22 protein-coding genes, 2 tRNA genes and 1 pseudogene are annotated in these 24,545 nt (G+C 70.9%); 14 read left to right on the top strand and 11 right to left on the bottom strand.

The features are described 5' to 3' along the window. The first annotated feature begins 179 nt into the window (after positions 1-179). Complete coding sequence (locus ACWEEU_RS22825; protein WP_385746344.1) at positions 180-1,031, top strand: RNA polymerase sigma factor SigF; 852 nt, start codon at positions 180-182, stop codon at positions 1,029-1,031. Positions 1,032-1,339: 308 nt separating this feature from the next. Beyond that, positions 1,340-2,266 (top strand): RNA polymerase sigma factor SigF, encoded by a 927-nt coding sequence (locus ACWEEU_RS22820; RefSeq protein ID WP_199581704.1) that lies wholly within the window; start codon positions 1,340-1,342, stop codon positions 2,264-2,266. A 105-nt stretch (positions 2,267-2,371) separates the two neighbouring features. Here the strand turns inward: ACWEEU_RS22820 and ACWEEU_RS22815 are convergent, their stop codons facing one another. Next, complete coding sequence (locus tag ACWEEU_RS22815; protein WP_385746305.1) at positions 2,372-2,566, bottom strand: hypothetical protein; 195 nt, start codon at positions 2,564-2,566, stop codon at positions 2,372-2,374. Positions 2,567-2,771: 205 nt separating this feature from the next. Here ACWEEU_RS22815 and ACWEEU_RS22810 point away from each other — a divergent pair, with 205 nt between their 5' ends. The 4 genes from ACWEEU_RS22810 (at position 2,772) to ACWEEU_RS22795 (ending at position 7,303) form a co-directional block, all read left to right on the top strand. Beyond that, complete coding sequence (locus ACWEEU_RS22810; RefSeq protein ID WP_385746303.1) at positions 2,772-3,266, top strand: MarR family winged helix-turn-helix transcriptional regulator; 495 nt, start codon at positions 2,772-2,774, stop codon at positions 3,264-3,266. Positions 3,267-3,279: 13 nt separating this feature from the next. Continuing rightward, positions 3,280-5,805 (top strand): MFS transporter, encoded by a 2,526-nt coding sequence (locus ACWEEU_RS22805; RefSeq protein ID WP_451734621.1) that lies wholly within the window; start codon positions 3,280-3,282, stop codon positions 5,803-5,805. A gap of 109 nt (positions 5,806-5,914) precedes the next feature. After that, positions 5,915-6,736: a YceI family protein gene (locus tag ACWEEU_RS22800; protein WP_385746299.1), complete on the top strand. Its 822-nt coding sequence runs from the start codon at positions 5,915-5,917 to the stop codon at positions 6,734-6,736. Positions 6,737-6,835: 99 nt separating this feature from the next. Then, on the top strand, positions 6,836-7,303 hold the full coding sequence (locus tag ACWEEU_RS22795; RefSeq protein ID WP_385746297.1) for a PPOX class F420-dependent oxidoreductase: 468 nt from the start codon (positions 6,836-6,838) through the stop codon (positions 7,301-7,303). On the opposite strand, the gene ACWEEU_RS22790 is transcribed toward ACWEEU_RS22795, so the two are convergent. From ACWEEU_RS22790 to ACWEEU_RS22765, 6 genes and pseudogenes are all read right to left on the bottom strand, one after another. Next, positions 7,300-8,079, bottom strand: a complete 780-nt coding sequence (locus tag ACWEEU_RS22790) for a TetR/AcrR family transcriptional regulator (RefSeq protein ID WP_451734688.1) — start codon at positions 8,077-8,079, stop codon at positions 7,300-7,302. The two genes, ACWEEU_RS22795 and ACWEEU_RS22790, sit on opposite strands and share 4 nt — an antisense overlap. A gap of 28 nt (positions 8,080-8,107) precedes the next feature. Continuing rightward, positions 8,108-8,658, bottom strand: a pseudogene (locus ACWEEU_RS22785) (hypothetical protein); the annotation flags it as partial. Positions 8,659-8,701: 43 nt separating this feature from the next. Further along, entirely contained in the window at positions 8,702-9,043 is a 342-nt protein-coding gene (locus ACWEEU_RS22780; protein WP_451734619.1) for a hypothetical protein, read from the bottom strand. Further along, a complete protein-coding gene (locus tag ACWEEU_RS22775) occupies positions 9,043-9,780 on the bottom strand; it encodes a response regulator transcription factor (RefSeq protein ID WP_451734617.1) in 738 nt (245 codons plus the stop codon). Before ACWEEU_RS22775 ends, ACWEEU_RS22780 begins: the two co-directional genes overlap by 1 nt. Before the next feature lie 199 nt (positions 9,781-9,979). Next, the gene (locus tag ACWEEU_RS22770; protein WP_451734615.1) at positions 9,980-10,873 is read right to left on the bottom strand and encodes a DUF2797 domain-containing protein; all 894 of its coding nucleotides are present in this window, start codon (positions 10,871-10,873) and stop codon (positions 9,980-9,982) included. A 234-nt stretch (positions 10,874-11,107) separates the two neighbouring features. Continuing rightward, positions 11,108-11,470: an HGxxPAAW family protein gene (locus tag ACWEEU_RS22765; RefSeq protein WP_451734613.1), complete on the bottom strand. Its 363-nt coding sequence runs from the start codon at positions 11,468-11,470 to the stop codon at positions 11,108-11,110. Between the two features lie 79 nt (positions 11,471-11,549). On the opposite strand from ACWEEU_RS22765, the gene ACWEEU_RS22760 reads away from it, so the two are divergent. From ACWEEU_RS22760 to ACWEEU_RS22750, 3 genes are all read left to right on the top strand, one after another. Then, entirely contained in the window at positions 11,550-12,029 is a 480-nt protein-coding gene (locus ACWEEU_RS22760; RefSeq protein ID WP_451734611.1) for a MarR family winged helix-turn-helix transcriptional regulator, read from the top strand. Between the two features lie 109 nt (positions 12,030-12,138). Beyond that, on the top strand, positions 12,139-12,471 hold the full coding sequence (locus tag ACWEEU_RS22755) for a DUF952 domain-containing protein (protein ID WP_451734610.1): 333 nt from the start codon (positions 12,139-12,141) through the stop codon (positions 12,469-12,471). A gap of 1,422 nt (positions 12,472-13,893) precedes the next feature. Beyond that, positions 13,894-14,094: a hypothetical protein gene (locus ACWEEU_RS22750; RefSeq protein WP_451734608.1), complete on the top strand. Its 201-nt coding sequence runs from the start codon at positions 13,894-13,896 to the stop codon at positions 14,092-14,094. Positions 14,095-14,399: 305 nt separating this feature from the next. On the opposite strand, the gene ACWEEU_RS22745 is transcribed toward ACWEEU_RS22750, so the two are convergent. Further along, on the bottom strand, positions 14,400-14,963 hold the full coding sequence (locus ACWEEU_RS22745; RefSeq protein ID WP_451734606.1) for a GNAT family N-acetyltransferase: 564 nt from the start codon (positions 14,961-14,963) through the stop codon (positions 14,400-14,402). Further along, a complete protein-coding gene (locus tag ACWEEU_RS22740) occupies positions 14,960-15,733 on the bottom strand; it encodes a GntR family transcriptional regulator (RefSeq protein WP_451734604.1) in 774 nt (257 codons plus the stop codon). The genes ACWEEU_RS22745 and ACWEEU_RS22740 overlap by 4 nt, the downstream gene beginning before the upstream one ends. 192 nt (positions 15,734-15,925) lie before the next feature. On the opposite strand from ACWEEU_RS22740, the gene ACWEEU_RS22735 reads away from it, so the two are divergent. Genes ACWEEU_RS22735 through ACWEEU_RS22720 form a run of 4 tightly spaced genes read left to right on the top strand, consistent with a single transcriptional unit; the run spans position 15,926 to position 19,030 of the window. After that, complete coding sequence (locus tag ACWEEU_RS22735) at positions 15,926-16,180, top strand: hypothetical protein (RefSeq protein WP_451734602.1); 255 nt, start codon at positions 15,926-15,928, stop codon at positions 16,178-16,180. A gap of 32 nt (positions 16,181-16,212) precedes the next feature. Further along, positions 16,213-17,604: a replication initiator protein RepSA gene (gene repSA, locus ACWEEU_RS22730; RefSeq protein WP_451734686.1), complete on the top strand. Its 1,392-nt coding sequence runs from the start codon at positions 16,213-16,215 to the stop codon at positions 17,602-17,604. Beyond that, entirely contained in the window at positions 17,601-17,807 is a 207-nt protein-coding gene (locus ACWEEU_RS22725) for an excisionase family DNA-binding protein (RefSeq protein ID WP_451734600.1), read from the top strand. The genes repSA and ACWEEU_RS22725 overlap by 4 nt, the downstream gene beginning before the upstream one ends. After that, positions 17,804-19,030 carry a tyrosine-type recombinase/integrase gene (locus ACWEEU_RS22720; protein ID WP_451734598.1) on the top strand — a complete coding sequence of 409 codons (1,227 nt, stop codon included), beginning with the start codon at positions 17,804-17,806 and terminating at the stop codon, positions 19,028-19,030. The genes ACWEEU_RS22725 and ACWEEU_RS22720 overlap by 4 nt, the downstream gene beginning before the upstream one ends. A 77-nt stretch (positions 19,031-19,107) precedes the next feature. Here the strand turns inward: ACWEEU_RS22720 and ACWEEU_RS22715 are convergent. Both ACWEEU_RS22715 and ACWEEU_RS22710 read right to left on the bottom strand, forming a co-directional pair. Next, positions 19,108-19,180 (bottom strand) — tRNA-Arg (locus tag ACWEEU_RS22715). Positions 19,181-19,422: 242 nt separating this feature from the next. Further along, positions 19,423-19,513: transfer RNA gene (locus ACWEEU_RS22710), tRNA-Ser, on the bottom strand. 456 nt (positions 19,514-19,969) lie between these two features. Between ACWEEU_RS22710 and ACWEEU_RS22705 the strand changes: the two genes are divergently transcribed. After that, positions 19,970-24,538, top strand: coding sequence for a PAS domain-containing protein (locus ACWEEU_RS22705; RefSeq protein WP_451734596.1), 4,569 nt, complete (start codon positions 19,970-19,972; stop codon positions 24,536-24,538). Positions 24,539-24,545: the final 7 nt, after the last annotated feature.

The raw sequence follows: 24,545 nt of genomic DNA, 5'->3' as shown, positions 1-24,545 counted from the left end.
CACGGCCCCTCGCCCCCAGCCCTCCGCCACCGACGGCGGGGGGCTTTTCGGCGTTTCCGGATACCCGAGTTGGGGGCGTTTGAGCCCAACACGACGTGATGCGGTGCTTGCACACAGTGCACATGTCTTGTGATGCTATGACCGCTTTTGACGGATGATTGACCGATGAAGAGGTGGCGTTGACCGTGTCGGCCAGTTCTGCGCCGCCCCAGGCGGAGGCACCCGCCCCCGCCCCGGCACCCCCCGAACAGCCCGCACCCGAGAAGCGCCGGGGCGCCGACACCCGCGCCCTCACCCAGGTCCTCTTCGCCCAGCTCAAGGACCTGACGCCGGGCACTGCGGAGCACACCCGGATCCGCGGCGCCCTCATCGAGGCCAACCTCCCGCTCGTGCGCTACGCCGCCGCCCGTTTCCGCTCGCGCAACGAGCCCATGGAGGACGTGGTCCAGGTCGGCACCATCGGCCTGATCAACGCCATCGACCGCTTCGACCCCGAGCGGGGCGTGCAGTTCCCGACGTTCGCGATGCCGACCGTGGTGGGCGAGATCAAGCGGTACTTCCGCGACAACGTCCGCACCGTCCACGTACCGCGCCGGCTGCACGAGCTGTGGGTACAGGTGAACAGCGCCACCGAGGACCTCACCACCGCCATGGGCCGCTCCCCCTCCACCGCCGAGATCGCCGAGCGGCTGCGGATCAGCGAGGAGGAGGTGCTGTCCTGCATCGAGGCCGGGCGGTCGTACCACGCCACCTCACTGGAGGCCGCCCAGGAGGGCGACGGGCTGCCCGGGCTGCTCGACCGCATCGGCTACGAGGACCCCGCCCTCGACGGCGTGGAACACCGCGACCTGGTCCGCCACCTCCTCGTCCAGTTGCCCGAGCGGGAGCAGCGCATCCTCCTGCTCCGCTACTACAGCAACCTCACCCAGTCACAGATCAGCGCGGAGCTGGGTGTCTCCCAGATGCACGTCTCGCGACTCCTCGCGCGCAGCTTCCAGCGGCTCAGATCCGCCAACCGGATCGAGGCATGACCGGCGCACGGGAGCACAAAGCCGAAAACCGCAGGTAGCGCGCGTTCGCAAGCAGGAGCGAACGATCACCGTCCGGAGCGAATCACGCATCCGGTCCGATGCCGACAGTTGTGCGCCGAAAGCCCGTCAGACCGCCTTCTTCCAGGGGCGATTGACGTCTCACGTGTCGACATGTCACTTCAGCGCGTTGCCGACATGTGACATTCTGCGGGAAGCGCGTTTGCCGAGGCTCCGGCTCCGGTATTCAGGTGAAGGTCGCGTTGCCTCCAGGCAGCGCGCCGACCGTCCCGCGACCCAAAGGGGGTGGCATGTCCGCAGAACAGGGCAGCTCGAAGGTGCTCACGCCCACGAAGAGCGAGGCAGCGCCCAAGAAGCTCGACGCTCTCGACGTCCTCGACACCTTCGAGGGCACCACGGCTCTCGACGCCGCGCCCGCGGCGGCGGCCGCCCCGGCCCCCGTCCCGGAGACGGCCGACCTCGACACCCGCACCCTCTCCCGCTCCCTGTTCCTGCGCCTTGCCGCGCTCTCCGAGGACAGCCCCGAGCGCGCCTACGTCCGCGACACCCTCATCGAGCTGAACCTCCCGCTCGTGCGGTACGCGGCGGCCCGCTTCCGCTCGCGCAACGAGCCGATGGAGGACATCGTCCAGGTCGGCACCATCGGCCTGATCAAGGCGATCGACCGCTTCGACTGCGAACGGGGCGTGGAGTTCCCGACGTTCGCGATGCCGACGGTCGTGGGCGAGATCAAGCGGTTCTTCCGCGACACCTCGTGGTCGGTGCGGGTGCCGCGCCGGCTCCAGGAGCTGCGCCTGGCGCTGACCAAGGCCAGCGACGAGCTGTCCCAGCGCCTGGACCGCTCCCCGACCGTGCCGGAACTCGCGGCCGCGCTCGGGGTCTCCGAGGAGGACGTGGTCGACGGCCTCGCGGTGGGCAACGCCTACACGGCGTCCTCGCTGGACTCCCCGGCCCCCGAGGACGACGGCGGCGAGGGCTCGCTGGCCGACCGCCTCGGCTACGAGGACACGGCGCTGGAGGGCGTGGAGTACCGCGAGTCGCTGAAGCCGCTGCTGGCCAAGCTGCCGCCGCGCGAGCGCCGGATCATCATGCTGCGGTTCTTCGCGAACATGACGCAGTCGCAGATCGGTGAGGAGGTCGGGATCTCCCAGATGCACGTGTCCCGGCTGCTCACCCGCACCCTCTCCCAGTTGCGGGAGGGCCTGGTCGCCGACTGAGCGACCGGCCGAGGACGCGGAAAAGACGGCGGCGTGGAGCGATTCGCTCCACGCCGAGTCCGCCACATCGGGTGAGTCGGAGGGGCTCCTGACGGAGCCCGTCCCTTAACCGAGCGCCAGCCACGCCACCGCGGCGACGACGACCACGGCCACGACGACGCCGATGATCAGACCGACGCGCGGACCGGACGAGGCCGCCTGCTGCTGGGCGGGCGGAGGAGCGTCGTCGACGAACGCGCGGAACATCTGGGTGCTGCCGGCGGGGTCGTAATTGCCCTGCGGGCCCTGGGTGTTAGCCATGGGCCGAGACACTAGCGAATCCCCGGTTGCGGCCCAAGTGCGGGGCCACCGGGACAGACGCGGGCACGTCACCCGCAGCCACCTGCGTATTTACGATCGCAATACTTGCCTTTGCCAAGTTTTTGCGCCGGACCACCCCTCTTTATTTGCCTGTGGCAACCAAACACTCTTATGGTTGCCCAAAGCAACGAATACGGGAGGTGTGATGGCCGAGCAGGCGCAGTTCGAGGAACTGGCACGTCAGCTCAGTGCCGTCGGCGCCGTGAAACGCGACATGGGGCGCATTCTGCCCCCGGACTGCCCGGCCGGCTCCGCCGCCGTGCTGACGCTGCTCGGCCGCCACGGAGCCATGCGCATGAGCAAGCTCGCCGAGCTGCTCGCCGTGGACATGTCGGTCACGAGCCGGCATGTCGCGCACGTCGCGGCCCGCGACTGGATCGAACGGTCGCCGGACCCCGCCGACAAGCGCTCGCGCATCCTGCGCCTGACGCCGGCCGGAGCACGACAGCTCGAGGAGCTGTCGCTGCGGTCCAGCCGGCTGCTGGCCGAGCGGCTGAGCGACTGGACCGACGACGAGGTCGGCCAGCTCATCCGGCTGATGACCCGGCTGCGCGCGTCCTTCGGGGACTGCCGCAGCGGGCTGCCGAGACAGGGCGCCCCCGTAGTCGAAGAAACCACCCGTACACCCGCGAACACGTAAGAAAAGGAAGCCCATGGCAACGACCACACCGGCCGGTGTGCGGGCTCACGCCAAGCACGGGGGAGGCGCCGACCACGCCCCGATGACGCACCGGCAGATCATGGAGGCGCTCTCCGGGCTGCTGCTCGGCATGTTCGTGGCGATCCTGTCGTCCACGATCGTCTCCAACGCCCTGCCCCACATCATCGGAGACCTCGGCGGCGGCCAGTCCGCCTACACCTGGGTGGTCACCGCCGCCCTGCTGTCGATGACCGCGGCCACTCCCCTGTGGGGCAAGCTCGCCGACCTGTACAGCAAGAAGGCGCTCGTCCAGATAGCCCTGGTCATCTACGTCGTCGCCTCCATGGCGGCGGGCCTGTCACAGAACCCCGGCATGCTGATCGCCTGCCGTGTGGTGCAGGGCATCGGCGTCGGCGGTCTGTCCGCCCTGGCGCAGATCGTCATGGCGGCGATGATCTCCCCGCGCGAGCGCGGCCGTTACTCCGGCTACCTCGGCGCGACCTTCGCGGTCGCGACCGTCGGCGGTCCGCTGCTCGGCGGTGTCATCACCGACACCTCCTGGCTGGGCTGGCGCTGGTGCTTCTACGTCGGCGTCCCCTTCGCCGTCCTGGCGCTGATCGTGCTCCAGAAGACCCTGCACCTGCCCGTCGTGAAGCGGGACGTCAAGGTCGACTGGGGCGGCGCGTTCCTGATCTCGGCGGCCGTCTCGCTGCTGCTGGTCTGGGTCACCTTCGCCGGTGACAAGTACGACTGGGTCTCCTGGCAGACCTACACGATGGTCGCCGGCGCGATCGTGCTCGGCGCGCTGTTCGTGCTCGTGGAGGCCAAGGCCAGCGAGCCGATCATCCCGCTGCGGCTGTTCAGGAACCGCACCATCACGCTCGCCTCGCTCGCCTCGCTGTTCGTCGGCGTCGCGATGTTCAGCGGCACCGTCTTCTTCAGCCAGTACTTCCAGCTGGCCCGTGACAAGTCCCCGACGATGTCGGGCGTGCTGACCATCCCGATGATCGGCGGTCTGTTCATCTCCTCGACCGTCTCGGGTCAGTTCATCACCCGCACCGGGCGCTGGAAGGCGTGGCTGGTCAGCGGTGGCGTCCTGGTCACGGCGGGTCTGCTGCTGCTCGGCGGCATCCGGTACGACACGGACTACTGGAAGATGGCCATCTACATGGCCCTGCTGGGTCTCGGCATCGGCATGATGATGCAGAACCTGGTGCTCGCCACGCAGAACCAGGTGGCGCCCTCGGACCTCGGCTCCGCCAGCTCCACGGTCACCTTCTTCCGCTCCCTCGGCGGCGCGGTGGGCGTCTCGGCGCTCGGCGCGGTGATGGCTCATCGGATCACGCACTACGTCAAGGACGGCATCTCCGCCCTCAGCCCGAAGTACCAGGCCGCGCTGGCCGGTTCCAGCTCGACCGACACCATCCCGGACATGAACAAGCTGCCCGCGCCGCTGCGCACGCTCCTGGAGAGCGCGTACGGCCACGGCATCGCGGACGTGTTCTTCATCGCGGGTCTCCTCGCGGCGGTCGCCTTCCTGATCACGCTGTTCATCAAGGAGGTCCCGCTGCGGACCAAGGGCGCGCTGGCGCAGAGCGCCGAGTCCGAGGCCCCGATCGACCCGGCCGCCGCCCCGGTGGTCGCCGAGTCCCAGGAGGTCCCGGTCCTGGTGGGCGCCGCGTCCGAGCCGGCACCGCAGGCCGACGGCACGGCTCCGGCCGCGCACGCCACGACCACGGCCGTCGCCTCCGTGGCCGAGTCCCCGTCGGGCACCGACGCGGGCACGCCGGTTGGCGGCCACGTCCGGGGCGCCGAGAGCGCGCCGGTCCCGCAGGCCGCCGTCACGCTGATCTCGCTGACCGGGCGCCAGCTCGGCCGCGCGGTCGCCCAGGCCGACGGCGCGTACAGCGTCCGGGCGCCGGGCGCCGGCTCGTACGTCCTCATCGCCTCCGCCGACGGCTACCAGCCGCAGGCGTCCACCGTGGTGGTGGGCGAGGAGCCGCTGACCTACGACATCCTGCTCAGCGGCACCAGCGGCCTGACCGGTGTGGTCCGGGCGGCCGGGAGCGCGCTGCCGGTCAAGGACGCGATGGTCGTCGTCACCGATGTGCGCGGGGACCTGCTGGCCTCCGCCGTCACCGGTGAGCAGGGCGAGTTCGCCTTCACCGACCTGGTGCCGGGCACCGTCACCGTCGCGGTCAACGCGAGCGGCTACCGGCCGCGGGCGCTGCCGGTCGAGGTCGCGGCCACCGGGGTCACCCGGGTCGAGGCAGAGCTGGACACCGGCGCGCTGCTGCGCGGTGTCGTCCGGGCCCCGCACGGGCCGCTGGCCGACGCCCGCGTGACGCTGGTCGACCAGGCGGGCAACGTGGTCGGCACCGCCACCACCGGGACGGACGGCGAGTACGCCTTCACCGACCTGGACGCGGGCGACTACACGGTCATCGCGACCGGATACCCGCCGGTGGCCACCGCGCTCACCGTCTCCGGCACCGGAGCCGACGGGCACGACATCGAACTCGCCCACCCGGGCGAGTAGTTCGACGAGCCGGCCCGTGGTGCGTGGGGGCGCGCCACGGGCCGGTCCCTTGGGAACGACACGCGGGGACCAGCACGCGCAGGTCCCGCGCAGGGAGAAGAAGAACGGGATGGCACTGACCGCGAGAATCCGCACCCGCGACAACTGGGCCGTGTCGCACGCGGTCGTCACGGTGACCGACATGACCGGCACACAGGTGCTGCGCGCCGAGGCCGACGACGACGGCGCCGTGCACGACACCACCGCGCTGGCGCCGGGGCCGTACACCGTGATCGTGACCGCCGTGGGGTACGCGCCCGTCGCCTCCAGCGCCTTCGTCACCGCGAGCGGGCGGGCCGAGATCGGCACGGTGACCCTGGCCCGCCAGGGCGGCACCGAACTGCCGCCGCCCGGGCCCTGGACCATCGACCCGGTGCACTCCACCGTCGGCGCCGTCGCCCAGCACCTGGGGATCTCCAGTGTGCGGGGCCGGTTCACGGAGTTCGGCGGGAGCATCGAGATCGCCCCCGACGACCTCGCCAAGTCCCGGGTGGAGGCGGTGATCCGGGCCGAGTCCATCGACACCGGCAACACCCTGCGCGACACCCATCTGCGCTCCGCCGACTTCCTGGACGTGGAGCACCACCCGGAGCTGACCTACCGCTCCTCGGGCATCACCCAGGCGGGACCGGACCGCTGGACCGTGCACGGCGAGCTGTCGATGCGCGGGATTCTGCGACCGGTCGACCTGGACCTGGCCTACCTCGGCACCGGCGCCGACCCCTGGGGCGGCACCCGCGCCGCGTTCCGCGCGACGGCCGAGCTGCACCGCGACGACTTCGCGATGAACTACAACCAGGTCCTCCAGGCGGGCATCGCCGCCATCGGCACCACCCTCCGCGTCGAACTGGACATCCAGGCGGTCCAGGGCGACACCCTGCCCTCACTCTGACGCGTGCTCTGACACACGCGCTCCGACGCGACGCAGGAATCCGACAACGGCCCGGCCGGGCGCACCCCGGCCGGGCCGCTGTCGTCCTAGGCTGCCGCCATGCCGAATATCGCGACCAACACCCGCGTGACGCTGGACGAACTGCTGGACTTCGTACGCCCCCGCCACCGCGCGATCCTGCTGACCCGGCGGGGCGACGGCGGGCCGCAGGGGTCCCCGCTGACCTGCGGGGTGGACGACTCGGGGCGGATCGTGGCCGCCACCTACCCCGAGCGGGCCAAGACCAGGAACATCAGGAAGGACCCCCGGGTCAGTGTGATCGTGCTGAGCGACGACTGGAACGGGCCCTGGGTCCAGGTCGACGGCACGGCAGAGGTCATCGACGCGCCGGACTCCCTGGAACCGCTGGTGGAGTACTACCGCAACATCGCGGGCGAGCACCCCGACTGGGACGAGTACCGGCAGGCGATGATCCGCCAGGGCAAGTCCGTGGTCCGGGTGACGCCGGAGCGCTGGGGTCCGGTGGCGACGGGCGGCTTCCCGGCGCGGCTGGTCGAGGGGGACTAGGGCCTGGCGTCCGTCGTCCCTCGGCCGCGTGCGACCATCGCCTCGATGCCCGCGATCAGCAGGTCGAGGGCGAAGGTGAAGTCGCGGTCCAGCATCTCCTCGACCGTGTCGCCGCCGCGTGCCGCCATCAGCTCGCTCGACTCCCGGAACATCTCGGCGGTGCCGGGGATCTCCGAGAAGGAGGTCATGGCCTGCGCGAAGTACTCGTCCGGGCTCAGGCCGGTGGCGGTGATCCGGGCGAAGAAGTGGCCCTCGATGGTGCCGAAGCCGTACACGAACTGGAAGACGGCCGAGATCGCCCCCGTCACCCCGTGCGCGGGCAGCCCCGCCCGGCGCACCGCGAGGCGGATGCCCTGGGAGAAGGCGAGGGAGTTCGGGCCGATGTTGAGGTAGCGGCCCGCGAGCGGGGACAGCCAGGGGTGGCGCACGAGCAACGAGCGGTAGGCGGTGGCCAGTTCACGCAGCCGGCCGCGCCAGTCGGTGCCGGTGTCCTCGGGGTCGGGCAGCGGCAGCTCGCCGAAGGCCGCGTCCAGGGCGAGTTCGAGCAGGTCGTCCTTGGTGTCGACGTACCAGTACAGGGACATCGCGGTGACGTTCAGCTCGGCCGCGAGGCGTCGCATGGAGAACTTCTCCAGTCCCTCGGCGTCCAGCAACCGCAGGGACGCGGTGGTGATCCGCTCCCGGTCGAGCCCCGAGGGCTGGCCCGCACGGGTGCCGCGCCGCTCCTTGCCGCCGAGCCAGACACTGTCCCGCGCCGACCGCTCCGCCTTCGCCATCGGCGCATCCTCCTCGTCGCTGGCCCGGTCACCGGTCACGATGCCAGACCTGCCGGGCGGTCCTGTGGCCGCATACCCGTATCTCCGTCTCCCAGGCGGCCGTGCGCTCCGCGCGCCGCAGCAGTCCCGCCGCCACGAACCCGCCCGCGAGTACGGCGACCGCGCCCGTGAGCCGTCCCTGCCCGAGCCCGTTGCCGGACTCGGCGAGCGTGCCGTTGATCCCGGCGCCGACGCCCGCCTTGTCCGGCGGGATCGCGCTCATGACGGCGTGCGCCATGGCCGGATTGGCGATCGCGCACCCGGCGCCGATCGGCACGAGCCCGAGCAGCGTGCCGCCGTACCCGGCGGCGGCCGGCTCGGCGATGGCGACGAGCCCTCCTGCCATCAGCACCATGCCAAGGGCGAGGGGCGCGGTGCGCACCCCGCCTCCAGCGGGCAGTGGCCGAGCACGAACTGGAGGTGCCGGGTGAGCAGGAACAGCGCCCCGCCCATCCCGAAGACGATGAGCACGACCCCGGCGACCGCGCAGGTGAACCCGCGGTCGCGGAGGAAGTGCGGGTCGAGCATCGCCGGGACACGGCCGCGGAGACGACCTCGCCGTCGCTGACGTACCCGGCGACGGTCAGTTTCGGCGTCGGGGTCCCTTGGTGAGCAGCGCGCCGACCTTCTGGGCCGGGGTGGCGCAGGTGTCCGCCGGAGTGGCGATTCCGCCCGCCGGGCCGCCGGGGCTCGCGGTGTCGGGCAACGGGAACGGGCGACCGACCGCGCGCTGGGCGATCTCCGACACCTTGCGGTCGAGCTGCTGGTAGAGCAGCTCGTGCCGGGCGAGCGTGGTCACGGTGCCGATCACCGCGACCACCACGGCGAGCAGTGCCACGGACGCGACGACCAGCCGGGTCCGCAGCGTGCGCGGTCGCGCTGTCAGGCGTCCGCCGGACCCGCGCGGCCGCCGTCGCCCGCTCATCACACGGCGGGCTTGATCAGATACCCCGCGCCGCGCCGCGTGTGGATCATCGGCTCCCGTCCGGCGTCGATCTTCCGGCGCAGATACGAGATGTACAGCTCGACCACGTTGGCCTGCCCACCGAAGTCGTACGACCAGACCCGGTCCAGTATCTGCGCCTTGCTGAGCACCCGGCGCGGGTTGCGCATGAGGAAGCGCAGCAGCTCGAACTCGGTCGCGGTGAGGTGGATGGAGTCACCGCCCCGGGTCACCTCGTGGCTGTCCTCGTCCAGCGTCAGGTCCCCGACCACCAGCATGGAATCCGACCTCCGGTCCGCCGCCCCGGAGCGGCGGATCAGCCCGCGCAGCCGGGCCACGACCTCCTCCAGGCCGAACGGCTTGGTCACATAGTCGTCGCCGCCCGCCGTGAGCCCGGCGATCCGGTCCTCCACCGCGTCCTTGGCGGTGAGGAACAGCACCGGTACGTCGGGCAGTTCACGGCGCAGCCTGCTCAGCACGGCCAGGCCGTCCATGTCCGGCAGCATCATGTCCAGGACCACGGCGTCGGGCCGGAACTCCCGTGCGGTGCGCAGCGCGCCCTGACCGTCCCCCGCGCTCCTGATCTGCCAGCCCTCGTACCGCAGGGCCATGCTCAGCAGTTCGGTGATGGACAGCTCGTCGTCCACCACCAGCACACGGACGGGACTCCCGTCCGCCCTCAGCAGTTCGGTGCGCCCCTGGGGCGAGGTCGTGGTCATGGCGGAACCATGTCCGGGGCCTCTGAGAAGAGACTTTCGGGAATCTGTGATTTCGCTGAGAAATGCGCGAGGAGCGATCGGAAAGGGGTGATTGGGGAGTTGCTTGGGCGAAGGGCGGGATTCGCTTGGGGGGTTGATGGGGATTTGTTGGGGGAGCCGGGGCTGCGACGGGGGCCGTTCGGCGGAGGGGCGCGTCCCGTCAGAAGAGGCCGTCCTGCTGATCGGCCTGCTTGGCCGTGAACTTCCTTGTCGGGAGCGTGGGTTCATCGCTGTGCGACGCCTGTGGCGTCACGAGGTCCCAGCCGGTCATCAGCCGGGTGTCGAGGACGACGACCCCGTGACCGTCGACGGCGAGGTGCAGATCGGGTCCCGCGACGGCGACCAGCTCTCCGCCGAGGGCACCGCCGGGGACCAGCTCGCGTACGTCGGCGACGGCGGGTTCGTCGCGCCGGATGCCGAATGCCTCCACGTGGTCCACGACTTGGCAGGGAGCGGGGTCGAGGGACTCGGGCCAGGCGGGAAGGGCGCGAGCCTGAACGTGCAAGTCCTCCACTTCTCGGGCACGTTCGGCACGGGTCGGCGGGAGATGCGCCCGTACGGCCCGCTTCTCGGCGTACGGCACCCGGTCCGGCACGTTCAGTGCGGCGCGCAGCAGCTCCTCGGTGCGGCGGGCCGCCATCAGGGGGCCGGTGCCGAGCCAGCTGAAACAGACGGCGCCCTGTTCGAGCAGGCGCGCGGAACCCCGCTCGGCGGCCGTGATGCCGACCTTGGTCATGCCGGGGCCGAACCAGGCCAGATAGACACGGTAGGGACGCGGATCGTCGGCCAGGGTGTCGGCGGCCACCGAGTGCGCCCGGTCCAGCCGCGCACACTCCTCGCACCGGGCACCGGTGCTTCTTCCCGACACCGCCGCGCGCACCGGACAGTCGTTCCCCCGCGCGCCGACACATCGGCGCGCCGTCTCCTCCGCCACACCGAAGGCGATTGCCTTCCCTCTGGTCAGCGGGCTGCGCCGGCCACCGCCCCACACCAGCACGGGCCCCTCCGGGGTCCAGCGGAGTCCGGAACATCTCCATACGCGTGCGGGTGCCATGGGTGCCGAGAGTAGGGGAGGACACTGACATCGTGCCGTGCGGCAGGGTGAGCCTTTCGCAGCCGCGCTCCGGTGGCCGCGTACACGAAGTCGTTGATCTCGATCGCTTAGCGTCGCGGAGTCGCCGCGTCCCGGGAACCCGTGCCGTTCACGTCCCGCTCGTTACGTCGAGCATCACCTCCACCCCGGAAGCTAGGGACGCCTCTCACCAACTGCCCTGCACACAGCGCACGTTCACTCGACAGAGGACAGAGTTATCGATTCCGCGCCTGCCCCCGTCCCCACCAGCGCGTGCTCCCGACTCCGCCCCCGCCCGGCCATCCGGCACCCGACGCACCCCGGATGCCCGTCCTTGGCCGCCGTGTCCCGGACCCGCATCCCCCACTGCTCCCGGGGCCGCACCCCCGGCGGCTTGCCCCAGCCCGCCAGATGCAGGACCCAGGTGACGAGAGCCCCCAGCCCCACGATCACCGCACCCCCCACGAGACAAGGCACGGACACCACGCACACACCCACCCCGAGGACACACGCCCCCGCCGTGGCGACGCCGACGCCGGTCCAGCCCGCGATCGTGTGACCCTCGTCGTACAGACTCATGGAGACCCCTCCTGGGGAATATCTCACCAACTAAGAGATTCGTCTCCCGAATATCTCACAAGCTAAGGAATCTGGCCAGATGGACCGCCCCGCCCGACCGCCCGCGACGCCGGCCCAGGCGCTGTCGGCGATGGATCACCTCATCGCCGCCCATCTGATCGGCCAGCAGGAGATGGCCCGGCGGCTGGGCCTGAACGTCACCGACCTCACCTGCTTCGGCTTCGTCCTGGAGGCGGGCGACGACCTGCTCACCGCGGGCGACATCGCCGCCCGCGCCCACGTCACCACCGGCGCGGTCACCGGCATCCTCAACCGCCTGGAACGCGCGGGCTACGTCACCCGCCGCCCCGACCCCGCCGACCGCCGCCGCGTCCGCGTGGCCGCCGTGCCGGAAGCGGTGATCCGTGTCGGGGCGGAGTACGCCAGCCACTACGAGAACCTCATCGCCCTCTTCGCGGACTACTCCCCCGACGAACTGGGCGTCCTCACGGACTGGTTCACCCGCGGCACGGCCCTGGCCCACGAGAGCCTGGAGCGCCTGAACGACAAGGAGGGCTGAGGCGCGACCCGTATCCGCCCGTGCCTCGATCGTCGCCCGGGCTCTCGGCCCGCCGGACCGAGGCGGTTCACGGATGCACGCGGCGGGGCCGGGCCCGTAGCGTGGCCACATGCCGAAGCCTCAGCACATCGTGCACATCACCGAGCGCTCTCTGTGGGAGGCGGCCCGTGCGTCCGGTACCTACGAGATGTCCACCCGCGGCCGCACGCTCCAGCAGGAGGGGTTCATCCACTTCTCCACCCGCGACCAGCTCCCGCGTATCGCGGCCTTCCTCTACGGCGACCACGAGGGCCCCGAGGAGTTGGTGGTACTGGTCGTGGACCCGGCCAGGCTCGACGTCCCGCTGAGGTACGAGGCCATGCCGCCGAACGGCGAGGAGTTCCCGCACGTGTACGGGGCAGTGCCGGTCGAGGCCGTGGTGGACGTCGAGTCCTGGGTGTGAGCGGACAGGGAGAGGCGGCCGCCGCCCGCCGGCGGCCGAGGGTCCGGAGGAGCCGACAGTGAGAGCAGATCCGCCGGCGCCCCGGTTTGGAAGATCGCGTACGCGGACGCGGCCTGACGCGGGGAAACGTTGACATGCGCGTTCTTGGAACGCTGTCCGTTGGTGGCGTTCAGCAGCCCTTGACCGGGTGAGCAGCGGGCGGCGCCGTCGCCTGCAAATTCCAGTCAGGTGGCTCACCGGGTCCGATCAGCTGCGCCGTGGCCTGGCTGCCGTCGGCCAACTTCTTGTGCCACGTCCACGAGCCCTGAGCGAGCGAGCCTTGGTCCGACGTCCACCCCAGATCCCGCATGGCGGCCCCTATATGTGCCGCTACCCGAGGCTCGGACCCGCCTCCGATGAAGTCGACGGCGACGGTCGCCTCGTTCCAACCGTAGGTCGACCTTGTTCCGTCGCAGGAGTTCCATCGCGGCTCGAAGCTCTGCTTCAGCGTGACGTGTGCGCCCGACGGCACCACGGACAGCACCGGGTGAATCGCCCTGAGCCGTCGATGCCCCGGATCAGGGTCGCCGGCCGGCCGCGGAATCCCGCTGCATCCTGTCAGTGCCATGACTGTTGCGACCACGGCGGCAGACATCACACCGTGCGCCGAACGACGCTCGACCCCCCACATGGGGGCCATCATCACACGACCGCTTTTCGGGCGGTGCCGGATAGAGCGGTTGCCGTGCTTCGCTGCTGTACACCTCTGAAACGCAAGAGGCCCCGGATCTCTCCGGGGCCTCTTCGCTGTGCACTCGGCAGGATTCGAACCTGCAACCTTCTGATCCGTAGCTCTATAGAGATCGGTCGTCAGCGGTCATACAGGCTGCCGAGCAGGCAGTGGGGGGCACCAACGACCATGCGTAGTTGCTGTAGTTGCTGTACTCCGCTGCTGTACCGCAAGAACCGCTGGCGTCCCACTGACCTAGCGTCAGGAGTCGGAGTCCGGGGCCCCCTCCTCGCTCCGTCTGCGGCGGTTGGCACGCCAAACGAGGGTTGCTCGGCGTACCGCGTAATTCACTGACACGATCACGAGCGAACTAGCCGCATTGGTGATCAGATCGTAGATGAAGCCCTGCACGTATTCTCCGTTGGCAGCTCGAAGCTACCCACCGGATGAGCGGGCTTAAGCGACGTAGGCCGATCATCGATCGGCTGGAAAGTAACCCCGTCCTCGCACAGGGGCCGTGCCGTGGCACGACCCCTTCAAGGTAGCAGGGAGATGTCAAGTTCGTCTTGCCCTGCATCAGCCACCGCGTCGAGCAGTGACCACCACCTGTCAGCCTTGATCTGCGGGGTACGACGGCACTTCGGGCATAGGAACGTGTACGACTCCCGCCCGATCATCGACCTCGGTTCGGCATCCGACATGGGAGGCGCAAAGTGCTCAAGCGCAAAGCTCATGCCTCGATCGCTGCGGTGAAGTCGAGCGGTCGTCAGCCGGATACGACGGTGTTGATGCCGGTCCGTGCAGATGACAGCAACGAATACGCGCTCCTCATCAACCTCAGGCACTTGATTACGGTACCTGCGCTCGAAGGTCGGTGGAGCGGCTTTGGGCTGGAGCTGCTTTGGGGGGAGTGATCATGGCCCCGTAAGCTTCCGGCGAGTCGGGCAGTCTGTGGACCTGCCCGTTAAAGCACGACGTTGGGGCCATGATCTTCGAGGCTCCCCCCAAAGTGGCTGCCTAAAGCCGTGGAGCCGACCGCCCCAGCCACGACGTGTTCTGGCCTCATGCCGCCCGGCCCACCTTGCCTCAGGGCGCGCGTCGGCGCAGCGCGGGCAGAGCGGGCCGGAGGCAGGAGCGTTGCCCGCAGCGGAGCCGGGAAGCGCGCCCGGCGAAGCGGAGCGCAGCCGGGGCTTGATGAGGTAGAGAAACCCGTAACGGATCAGGTGAACAGCGGCTCAGGCGACGGGGTTTCGTCGGTGAAGCCGTGTGCGGCCGGGCGGGCAGGCCGTTGAGCGAGCCAGCCGGAAACTCGCGGTCCGCCGTTGACGGCAGCGCCTTCGCGGACGGTCCTGACGTGCTCGAAGCCCTGGGCCAAGTAGTACTGCTGGAGACGGCTGTTGGTAGTCCAAGCGTCTAGGCGCAGCCACTTGGCAGAAGATCGGTAAGCGCGGCCACCTGCCCAGTCCAGGAGCCTGCCCCCGAGGTTCTGACCCGCGTACTCCCGTGCGACGGTCAGCTTGTTGACGAACATCGACGGCTCTCCCAGTTCAGCCTCCGACCACAAGCCTTCCTCCGCCTCGGCGGTAAGTGTGATCGTCCCAGCCGTCACGTTGCCGTCTCGCAGCATGAAGACCGTCCCCGCGTTGATCGTCGCTAGCAACCGGTCTGCCGGATAGGGGCGGCTCCATTGATCGCTACCGAGCTTGCCGATCCAAGAGGCCGCCTCCTGGCGGAAGGACAGCAGCCGATCGAGGTCGGCAGGGGTAGCGCTCGTGATCTTCACTTGGCTTCGTTCTCGTCTCGGGCGGACAGGTCGCCGATCTCGTAGTTCATGCGGTTGAGATCGCCACGCAGGGTCGTGACGGTGCATCGGATGGGCCGATCTGCGGAGTAGCCGGTGCGGGTCCAGAGAAGCACCGGTACCCCAGCACCGATCTCCAGAAGACGGGCTTCCTCCGGGGTGGGCATCCGGGTCGCGATCTCGTCGGCGTAACCCACCTGCTCGATGCCGAGGCTCGCGAGGTAGCGCGTGGTGCCCTCTTCGATGTCGCCCGGTTCAGTGAGCCTCGGGGCTTCCTGGATAAGCCAGTCCGGATAGTGCGTGGCCTGAGTCGACCACGGCACGTCGTCCACGAACCGGTGGCAGAACCGCAGAACGGAGCGAGAGGACGGCTCCACCTTCAACCGCTGCGCGACGTACTCCGGCGTGGTCGTCACCTCGACTCGGAAAGTCTGGTGCGGGCGGCGGCCAGCGCTCGTGACGTCCGTCGAGTACGCATCGCCGTTCTGGGGGAAGTTCAGGTTCTCGAAGCGGGAGGCGTTCAGCTCGAAGACCTCGTGCTTCCGCACCTCGTAGCCGAGTCCCTGGCTCGATGAAATCAGGCCCTGGCTGACCAACAGGCTCAGGCCGGAGCGCACGGTGTTCCGCGACGCATCGAACCGGGCGGCCAAGTCGGCTTCCGAGGGCAGCCTCGCACCGGGCTCGTAGGTGCCGTTGTCGATCTCTCGACGCAGGGCGTCGGCCACCTGCTGGTACTTCGGCTGCTTGCTCATGCCTCCATCATGACGCACTCAGTCAACTTGTTGGTACATGTGACGTCGAATCGCTTGACGTGACCTACACATCACCCCATGCTTGTACCAACAAGTTGAGCAAGAGGATTAACCTCCTCTGCCGCAGCAGAGAGCGGCGCCCAACCGCCAAGTCAGATCGCCGCTCTCGCCCCCATGAAGGGAAGCCCCATCATGCCTGCTTCTGTGGTGATCGCGCCCGCCGCCTCGTCGGCCGAGTCGTCCGTGGCGCCGGTTCGTCTGGTGCGTGGGGGCCGGGGTTGCCCGGTCTGTGGTGAGCGCCGTTGCCCGGTTCCGGCCGAGTGCGCGACGGAGTACGCCAACCGGTCCTGGGGTGCCTGCGACGACTGCGCCGGGTCCGGCTACGACACGACCGGCTTCGACATCTGGTGCCCGGTCTGCGTCGGTACCGGCGTGGTGGAGGTCTGAGCGTGACGGTGTTCCCCGTCCCTCCGGAGGCCGTGGCCGGTGTCGCGGCCTCCTTGGGCACCGACCCCCTGACGCTGGCGGATCTGCTGCGGGTGGCGAACGCGCCCGGCTTCGACCGCTGGCAGGAGCAGGTCCGGCGCACGGGCGGCTGTGCGCACCCGATCCGGCTCATGGGCCAGACCACCACCCGCGACCGTACGACCGGCGAAGTCCTCTACTCCTACACAACTGCTGACGAGCCCGGCGGAGCCTTACGCGTCGCGTGCGGTAACCGGCGTGCCTCCCGCTGCCCCGCGTGCGCGTGGACGTACGCCGGGGACACCTACCACCTGATCCGCGCCGGGATCACCGGCGACCCGCTCAAGGGGGTCTCCCCGGTGGTCCGCGATCACCCCCGCGTGTTCGCCACCCTCACGGCCCCGTCGTTCGGCCCGGTCCACAACCGGCCGGACTCCGGCCGCTGCCGCTGCGGAACCGCTCACGCCGAGGACTCCCCGGTCCTGGGTACGGCGCTCGATCCGGGCCGCTACGACTACGCGGGCTCCATCCTGTTCAACAACCATGCCGGGGACCTGTGGCGCCGGTTCACGATCTACCTGCGCCGGGAGATCGCCGCCCGCGCCGGACTCACCCAGACCGCTCTCAATGAGGTGTGCCGGGTCTCGTTCGGGAAGGTCGCGGAGTTCCAGAAGCGCGGCGCCATCCACTTCCACGCGGTCATCCGCCTCGACGGTCCCGAGGGTCCGGACACGCCGCCCCCGGTGTGGGCGAGCATCGCACTCCTGGACGGTGCGATCCGCGGTGCCGCCGCCCGCGTCTCCGTCCCCGTCCCCGCCTCCGGCGACCACCCCGCCCGCGTCCTGCGCTGGGGGACACAGGTGGACGTACAGGCCATCGGCGCCCTGGGCCGCGAGGAACTGACCGAACAGGCCGTGGCCTCCTACGTCGCCAAGTACGCCACCAAAGCCGCCGAGACCACCGGCACCGTGGACCACCGCATCGGGGAGCTGTCCGAGTTGGACCGGCTGCCGCTGCCTGAGCACACCCGGCGCCTCATCGAGGCGTGCTGGGACCTCGATGACGCCTACCCGGGCCGGATGCTGGCGCGGTGGGCTCACATGCTGGGCTTCCGCGGGCACTTCTCCACCAAGTCCCGCCGCTACTCCACCACGTTGGGTGCCCTGCGTCAGGTGCGTGCCGACTACCGGGCCCGGCAGGAACGCCGCGAACGCGGGCTCTCCGAGGACCTCGACGACACGGAGGGCTCCACGCTCGTCCTCGCCCACTGGACCTACGCCGGACAAGGCCACACCCCCGGCGAGTCCTGGCTCGCCGCATCGATCGCAACGGAGATCCGGCTGAACCGGGAGACCGCACGCCAAGCCCTGAACGACCTGGACGACTGGGAGGAACTCGCAGCATGACCACGACCATCATCCGACCGAAGTGGCACACCACGGCCGAGGTCGCGGCCATGCTCGGCTTCGGCCTGTCCAAGACCAAGATGCTCATCCTCACCGGGGAGATCCGCTCGGTGAAGGTCGGCCGCAACCGGCGCATCCTCCCCCAGTGGGTGGACGACTACATCGAGCGCGTCACCACCGCCGCAGAGGAGGTGTCAGCGTGAGCGGCAAGCGCGCCAACGGGGAAGGCTCGATCTACCCCTACAAGAACGGCTTCGCCGCCTACGCCTGGGTGGACACCCCGGACGGCAAGCGCAAGCGCAAGTACGTCTACGGCAAGACCCGCGACGAAGTCCACGACAAGTGGATCGCCCTCCACGCCGAGGCGAAGAAGGGGCCGGTGGCCACCCGTCACCGCACCCTCTCCGTGTTCCTGGCGTACTGGCTCGAAGAGATCGTGAAGCCCAACCTGGCGCCGCTGACATACGTGTCCTACGAGGGCTCCGTGCGGCTGTACATCGCTCCGCACCTCGGCTCGAAGCGGCTCGACAAGCTCACGGTGCGGGACGTGCGGGAGTGGATCAACAAGCTCTCGGCCACCTGCCAGTGCTGTGCTCAGGGGAAGGACGCCAAGCGCCGCCCCACGCAGCAGCGTTGCTGCGCCATCGGGGAGTGCTGCGAGATGCACCCCTCCCGCCGTGTCGTCCAGGCGGCCCGTGACGCTCTGCGCGCCGCGCTCACGCACGCCGTGGCAGAGGAAGAGATCGGCAAGAACGTGGCCTCCCTGGTGAAAGTCCCCAAGCCCCGGCGTCGGCGGATCAAGCCCTGGTCGGTGGCGGAAGCGGGCCGATTCCTGGCTGACTGCGCCGCGCGCGAGGATCACCTCTTCGCGGCCTGGATGCTGGTGCTCTGCCTCGGTCTGCGCCGGGGTGAGGTGCTGGGGCTCACCTGGAAGTCGATCGACTTCGAGACGAGCGAGATCTACGTGGATCACCAGATCCAGCGGGCCGGGCGGCAGATCCTGCACCGGGAGACCAAGACCGAGGAGTCCGACGACTTCCTGCCTCTGCCGGCGCTTTGCTCCAAGGCACTTCGGATGCGCCGGGCTCAGCAGACGGGAGACCGCAAGGCGGCCGGGGAGCTCTGGCAGGGGACGCACGATCTGGTCTTCACCACGAAGTACGGCACCCCGATCGAGCCGGGCAACCTGACGCGCATGTTCGCCCTCCGAGCCCGCCGCGCCGGTCTCCGTGTGATCCCGCTCCGGAACACCCGGCACACATGCAGCTCGCTCCTGGTCGCGCTCAAGGTGCACCCGAAGGTGGCTCAGCGCATCCTGCGGCACTCGCAGATCGCCATGACGATGGAGGTCTACGCGGAAGCGAGCGAGGAAGAAGTGCGGGCCGCGATCGGCAAGCTGTCCGACGCCATGGGCGGCGCCGGATAGAGCGGTTGCTGTACTTCGCTGCTGTACACCCCAGAAACGTAAGAGGCCCCGGAGTGATCCGGGGCCTCTTACCTGTGTGCACTCGGCAGGATTCGAACCTGCAACCTTCTGATCCGTAGTCAGATGCTCTATCCGTTAAGCTACGAGTGCTTGTTCTTTTGTTTTCGTCTTCCGTTCCGGCCCTTTCGGCCCGTCCCGGCGACAGGAAGAACATTACATGACTGCCGCCGTCATGTGAAATCCGTTCCGATCACCCCCTCTGACCTGCGGAAACGCGGATCTGGGGCGGGGTGACGCGGGTGCGCCGAGAGTGGGGCGCGGGGTGGAAACGGCGGGGTGCGTTCCGGAAAGGCCGAAGCCCCGGTCCTGGGGACCGGGGCTTCGGGATGGTGCGGAGGCGGAGGGATTTGAACCCTCGATGGGCTTTAAGGCCCAAACCGCATTAGCAGTGCGGCGCCATAGACCGGACTAGGCGACGCCTCCAGCACAACCGTTCACGCGCGAGCGCGCGATCGGTGCGTGCAGATGATGACACAGGCAAGCGCCGCGTCACCAATCGACCCCCACGGTACTAGGCGCGAGGGCCGCAGGGCAAAGGGCTTCCGTGGCGTGGCGGAGGACGTGACGAAGAGATGGGGAGAGAAGGGGAGGGAGCGGGGAGAAGCCGGGAAGGGACGCGGAAGGGGAGGGCTGAGGGAGAAGGGAGGGCCGGGCGGCGGTCGCGTCGTACGCGCACGGGCGGTCGTCTCGTACGCGCGCGCATCCCCTCGCGTCGTACGCGCGCACATGTTCGGGGTCACTTCCTCGTGGGACCTCCCCCGTATCCGGCGCCGCGAGCGCGACCGGTGCCCTTAGACTCCCTCGCGTGACACCCCGCGGGCCGGTTGGCAAGATGGCCCGAGCGGTAGGCAAGGTGCGGTAACAGGGAGGAAGCGTCTCGTGAGCAGCAGGCCATCCCGAGGCGCTGCTCGCCTCGCAGCCATACTCGACGCGCTGCCCGACGCGTTGCTCCTGGTCAACGCCAACGGCACCGTCGTCAACGCCAACACCATCGCCCTGGAGACCTTCGAGGCGCCCGGCACGGCGCTCGTCGGGCGCGGGCTGCTCGATCTGCTGCCGCAGTTCGACTCCAAGCTGATCCCCGGCTCCATGCGCCGCCCCGACCACATGGACCCGCGCGGCCGCACGAAGCCCACGCGGATGGTCGCCCGGCGCACCGACGGCACCGAGTTCCCCGTCGAGGTCACCAGCGCGAACCTGGAGAACGGGCAGCAGGCGTACGACGGTTCCGGCTACACCGGCGACGAGCTGCTGATGCTCGTCGTACGGGACCTGTCGGGGACCGTGGACACCGAGGCCGAGCTGGCCCGTTCGCAGCGGCAGACCGAGATGATCCTGCGGGCGGCCTCCGAGGGCGTCGTCGGTACGGACACCGACGGGCGGATCGTGCTGGTCAACCCGGCCGCCGCGCAGATCCTCGGCTACCGCGCCGGCGAGCTGGGCGGCAAGGAGCTGCACACCCTCGTCCTGCACTCGCGGGCCGACGGCTCCCCCTTCCCGTACGCCGAGTCCCCCCTCGCCGACACCCTGCGCTCGGGGCGCAAGCACCGGGTGCGCGGGCAGGTGCTGTGGGCCAAGAACGGCGACGAGGTCTCGGTCGACCTGACCACCGCACCCGTGCGCGACGGGGACCAGCTCGTCGGCGCCGTGATGACCTTCACCGACCGGCGTGCCTACGAGACGCTCTCGGTGGAGAAGTCCGAGCTGGAGAAGGCGCACGCCGAGGAGCTGGAGAAGCTCTCCGAGGAGCACGCCTCCGACCTGACCGCGCTGCGCCAGAAGCACGTGGGCGAGCTGGAGGAGCTGCGCGAGGACCGGGACACCCAGCTCGCGGAGTTGCGCGAGGAGCGCGACACAGAGCTGGCCGGGCTGCGTGAGAAGCACGAGGAGGAGCTGGCGGCGGGCGAGGAGCGGTACGCGGCCCTCGCCGAGCGCGAGAAGGACCGCTACGAGGCCCTCTCCGCGCGGCACGAGCAGCTGCTGACCCTCCTCGGCGACTCCCTGCGCGGCCCCCTCGACGAGCTGCGCCGCGAGCTGGCCGCCCTCGCCGCCGACGACGCGGGACAGCTGTGGCCCGAGGCCAACCAGGTCCTCCACCACCTGTCCGCCGGGTACGCCCGCATCACCGCCCTCATCGACAACGTCCTCTCCTACCAGCGGCTGGACTCCGGCAGCGAGGACATCGCCCGTACGAAGGTGATGCTGGACGCCGTGGTCGCCGCCGGCGTGGACGGTGCCGTCGAGCTGATCGGCCCCGGCCGGGTGCAGTTCGCCGTGCACGCCCCGCCCATCGAGGCAGAGGTCGACCCGCAGCGCCTGGCCACCGCGCTCGCCCACCTCGTGGCGGACGTCGCGGGCGTGGACGCCACCGGCAACGCGCCCGTCTCGGCGGGCGGTTACCTGGACAACACGGTCGTGGTCGCCGCCGCCCAGCGCGGCGAGGTCGCCCGCATCGAGGTGCGCGGCCCGTACGCCGGGGGCGACGCGGTGCACGAGCCGATCGTGCGCGGGATCGTCCGCGCGCACGGCGGTGTGCTCCAGACGCACGAGGTCCCGGGCATGAGCGGCAGCGCGTACGTCCTGGAGGTGCCGCTCGGCGGCGGCGCCGGGACGGTCGCCCTGCGGCTGCCGGCCGTCCAGGAGGACGCGGCCGAGGAGACTCCGGCTCCGGAGGCGCAGGACGCGGGGCGCCGGACCCGGCGCTCCTCCACCGACGCCTTCCTCGACAGCGACCTGTCCGCCGCCGGTCCGGTGAGCGGCGACGCGGACGCCCCCGCCCCGACCGGACGGCGCCGCAGGCGCGGTGCCCCGGCCCGGGAGGAGGGCGGACCTGCCGCCCTGGAGACGGCGCAGGCCGCGTCCGGCGGCACGGGACGGCGGCGCGGACGGCCCGCCGACGCCGGTGCCGGCGCCGGTGCCGGTCAGGACGCGGTGGCCGAGGGTGCCGTGATGACGGCGGCCGAGCACGCCGCCGGTACGGCCGCCGTGGCCTCGGGGCTCGGCGCGGCCGTGCCCCCGCAGGGGGTGCCCGCGTCCGGTGGACGCGAGGAACAGGCCGCCCTGCCGCCCGCGCTGCCCGCCGCGCCCGACCCGAGGGTGGCCGCGGGCGTCCAGCCGACCGGACGGCGCCGCCGCGCGCTGGGCGCCGCGCCGGAAGCGGCCGGTGCCGCGCCGGAGGCCGCCGCGCAGGGGCCCAGGACCGTCTTCGCACTGCCGCCCGCCGAGGCCGACCGCGCGCCGGAGGCGCCCGCGGCGGCTCCGGTTCCGGCACCGGTTCCGGCTCCTGGCAGCGAGGGGCAGCACGACTCCGTCCCCGTCGATCAGTCCGACGATCACACTCCGCCCCAGCCGCACCCCACGACCGCGCCCACCGGACGCCGTCGCCGCGCGGTGGCCCAGCCGAGCGAGCCGACGCGGGAGGCGCAGGGAGTGGCACAGGTTGCTCCCCCGGCTCAGCCGGGCGCGGTGCCGGCTCCCGGTATGGCACCGGTGCCTGGTCAGCAGGGTGCGGTTCCGGGCCCGCCCGCCGTGGCCGGTCCGGTCGCGCCGGTGCCCGGTCAGGCGGTTCCGGCCTCAGGTCAGCCGGGCGCGCCCGTCGGTCAGGCCGTCGCCGTGGCCGGGCAGCCCGCGCCGGTGCCCGGTCAGGCCGTACCGGTTCCCGCTCAGGCGGTCCCGGTGCCCGGTCAGCCGGTTGCGGTGCCCGGTCAGCCGGTTGCGGTGCCCGGTCAGCCGGTTGCGGCGCCGGGGCAGCCCGTACCCGTGCCCGGTCAGGGCACGGCGGTTCCCGGTCAGGCGGTCCCGGTTACGGGGCAGGCCGTTCCGGTCGCCGGTCCGCCGGTTCAGGTTCCCGGTCAGACCGTCGCCGTGGCCGGACAGGCACCGGCCGTCGCCGTACCCGCGCCTGGCCAGCCCGTACCCGTGCCCGGTCAGGCCGTCGCCCTCCCGGCTCAGGCTCCCGGCGCCGCCGTACCCGCGCCCGGGCAGCCGCTGCCGGTGCCCGGCCAAGTCGCGCCCGTGGCGGCGCAGCAGCCCGCGCCGATCCCGGCGCAGGGGATGCCCGTGGCCGGGCAGCCCGTTCCGGGCGCAGCCATCCACGCGCAGGCCCCGGCTCCCGCCGAGGCGGCGCCGCAGGGGACCCCGCAGCCCGGGGCGCAGCCGCTGCCCGTCGAAGCCGCGCACACGACCCCCGTGCCACAGCCGTGGCCCGATGACGACGAGGACGACACGGCAGGCGCCGGGGTACCCGCGCCGCAGGCGTCCGCGTTGCCTCCGCGTGCCGCGCAGCCGTTGCCCGCGGAGGCGCCGGGTGCGCCCGCGTACGACCCGACCTCCACCCAGGGGCAGGGGTTCAGCGTGCGGACGCTGGGCCAGGGCGTGCCGTTCGTCCGTCAGGCCGCGCAGGTGCAGCAGGCCCAGCAGGCGCCGCAGCCTGGTGCCACCCCGCCCCCGCACGGGACGAACGGCGGTGGCAGGCGTCGCAAGCTGGGGACGCCCCCCGCCGCGCGCCCCGAGGCGCAGCCGGAGCAGCCCGGCAAGCCGCACGCGGCCGCCGAACCCTCGCTGGCAGGGCAGACCCGGCTCGCCCCCGGTACCGAGGGCATCGGGCGTTCGTACGCCATAGGGGCACCGGACGCGAACGCCGCCGAGGGGCCCGAGCCGCTGGACGGTCCCGGCGGTGCCGTCGAGGTCGCGGACACCCCGCGCCCGCAGCCGCTGGACGACGAGCTGCCCCCGGAGCCGCTGGACAACCCGCGCAGGCTGCTGGTGTGGCCCGCGCCGGACACCATGACCGAGCAGGCGCTGAGCGACCGTGGCTACCGTCCCGTCGTCGTGCACTCGCGCGAGGAGGTGGACGCGCAGATCGCCGCGTTCCCGGCCGCGCTGTTCGTGGACCCGCTGACCGGCCCGATCACGCGTACGGCGCTGCAGTCGCTGCGCCAGGCGGCGGTCGCCGCCGAGGTCCCGGTGCTGGTGACGGCCGGGCTCGGCCAGGCCTCGCGCGAGGCGGCGTACGGCGCCGATCCCGCCGTCCTGCTCAAGGCGCTGGCGCCGCGCGACAGCGAGCAGCATCCGCCGCGGGTGCTGCTGGTCGAGGAGCACGCGGAGATCGCGCTCGCGCTGACCGCGACGCTGGAGCGACGCGGGATGCAGGTGGCGCGGGCGGCGAGCGACGGGGACGCGGTGACGCTGGCCGGGCAGTTCCGGCCGAACCTCGTCGTCATGGATCTGATGCAGATGCAGCGGCAGCAGGCCGGGATCGTGGACTGGCTGCGGACGAACGGGCAGCTCACCCGCACCCCGCTGGTCGTCTACACCGCGACCGTCGACCCCGGCGACCTGCCCCGGCTGGCCTCGGGCGAGTCGGTGCTGTTCCTCGCGGAGCGCGCGACGACCGACGAGGCGCAGTCGCGGATCGTGGATCTGCTGGCGCGGATCGGCACGAACTAGAGCCTGT

It is taken from the genome of Streptomyces sp. NPDC005004, from assembly GCF_053600675.1.
Note: the sequence above shows the minus strand (reverse complement) of the source record. Positions and strands in the feature narration are given on the sequence as shown.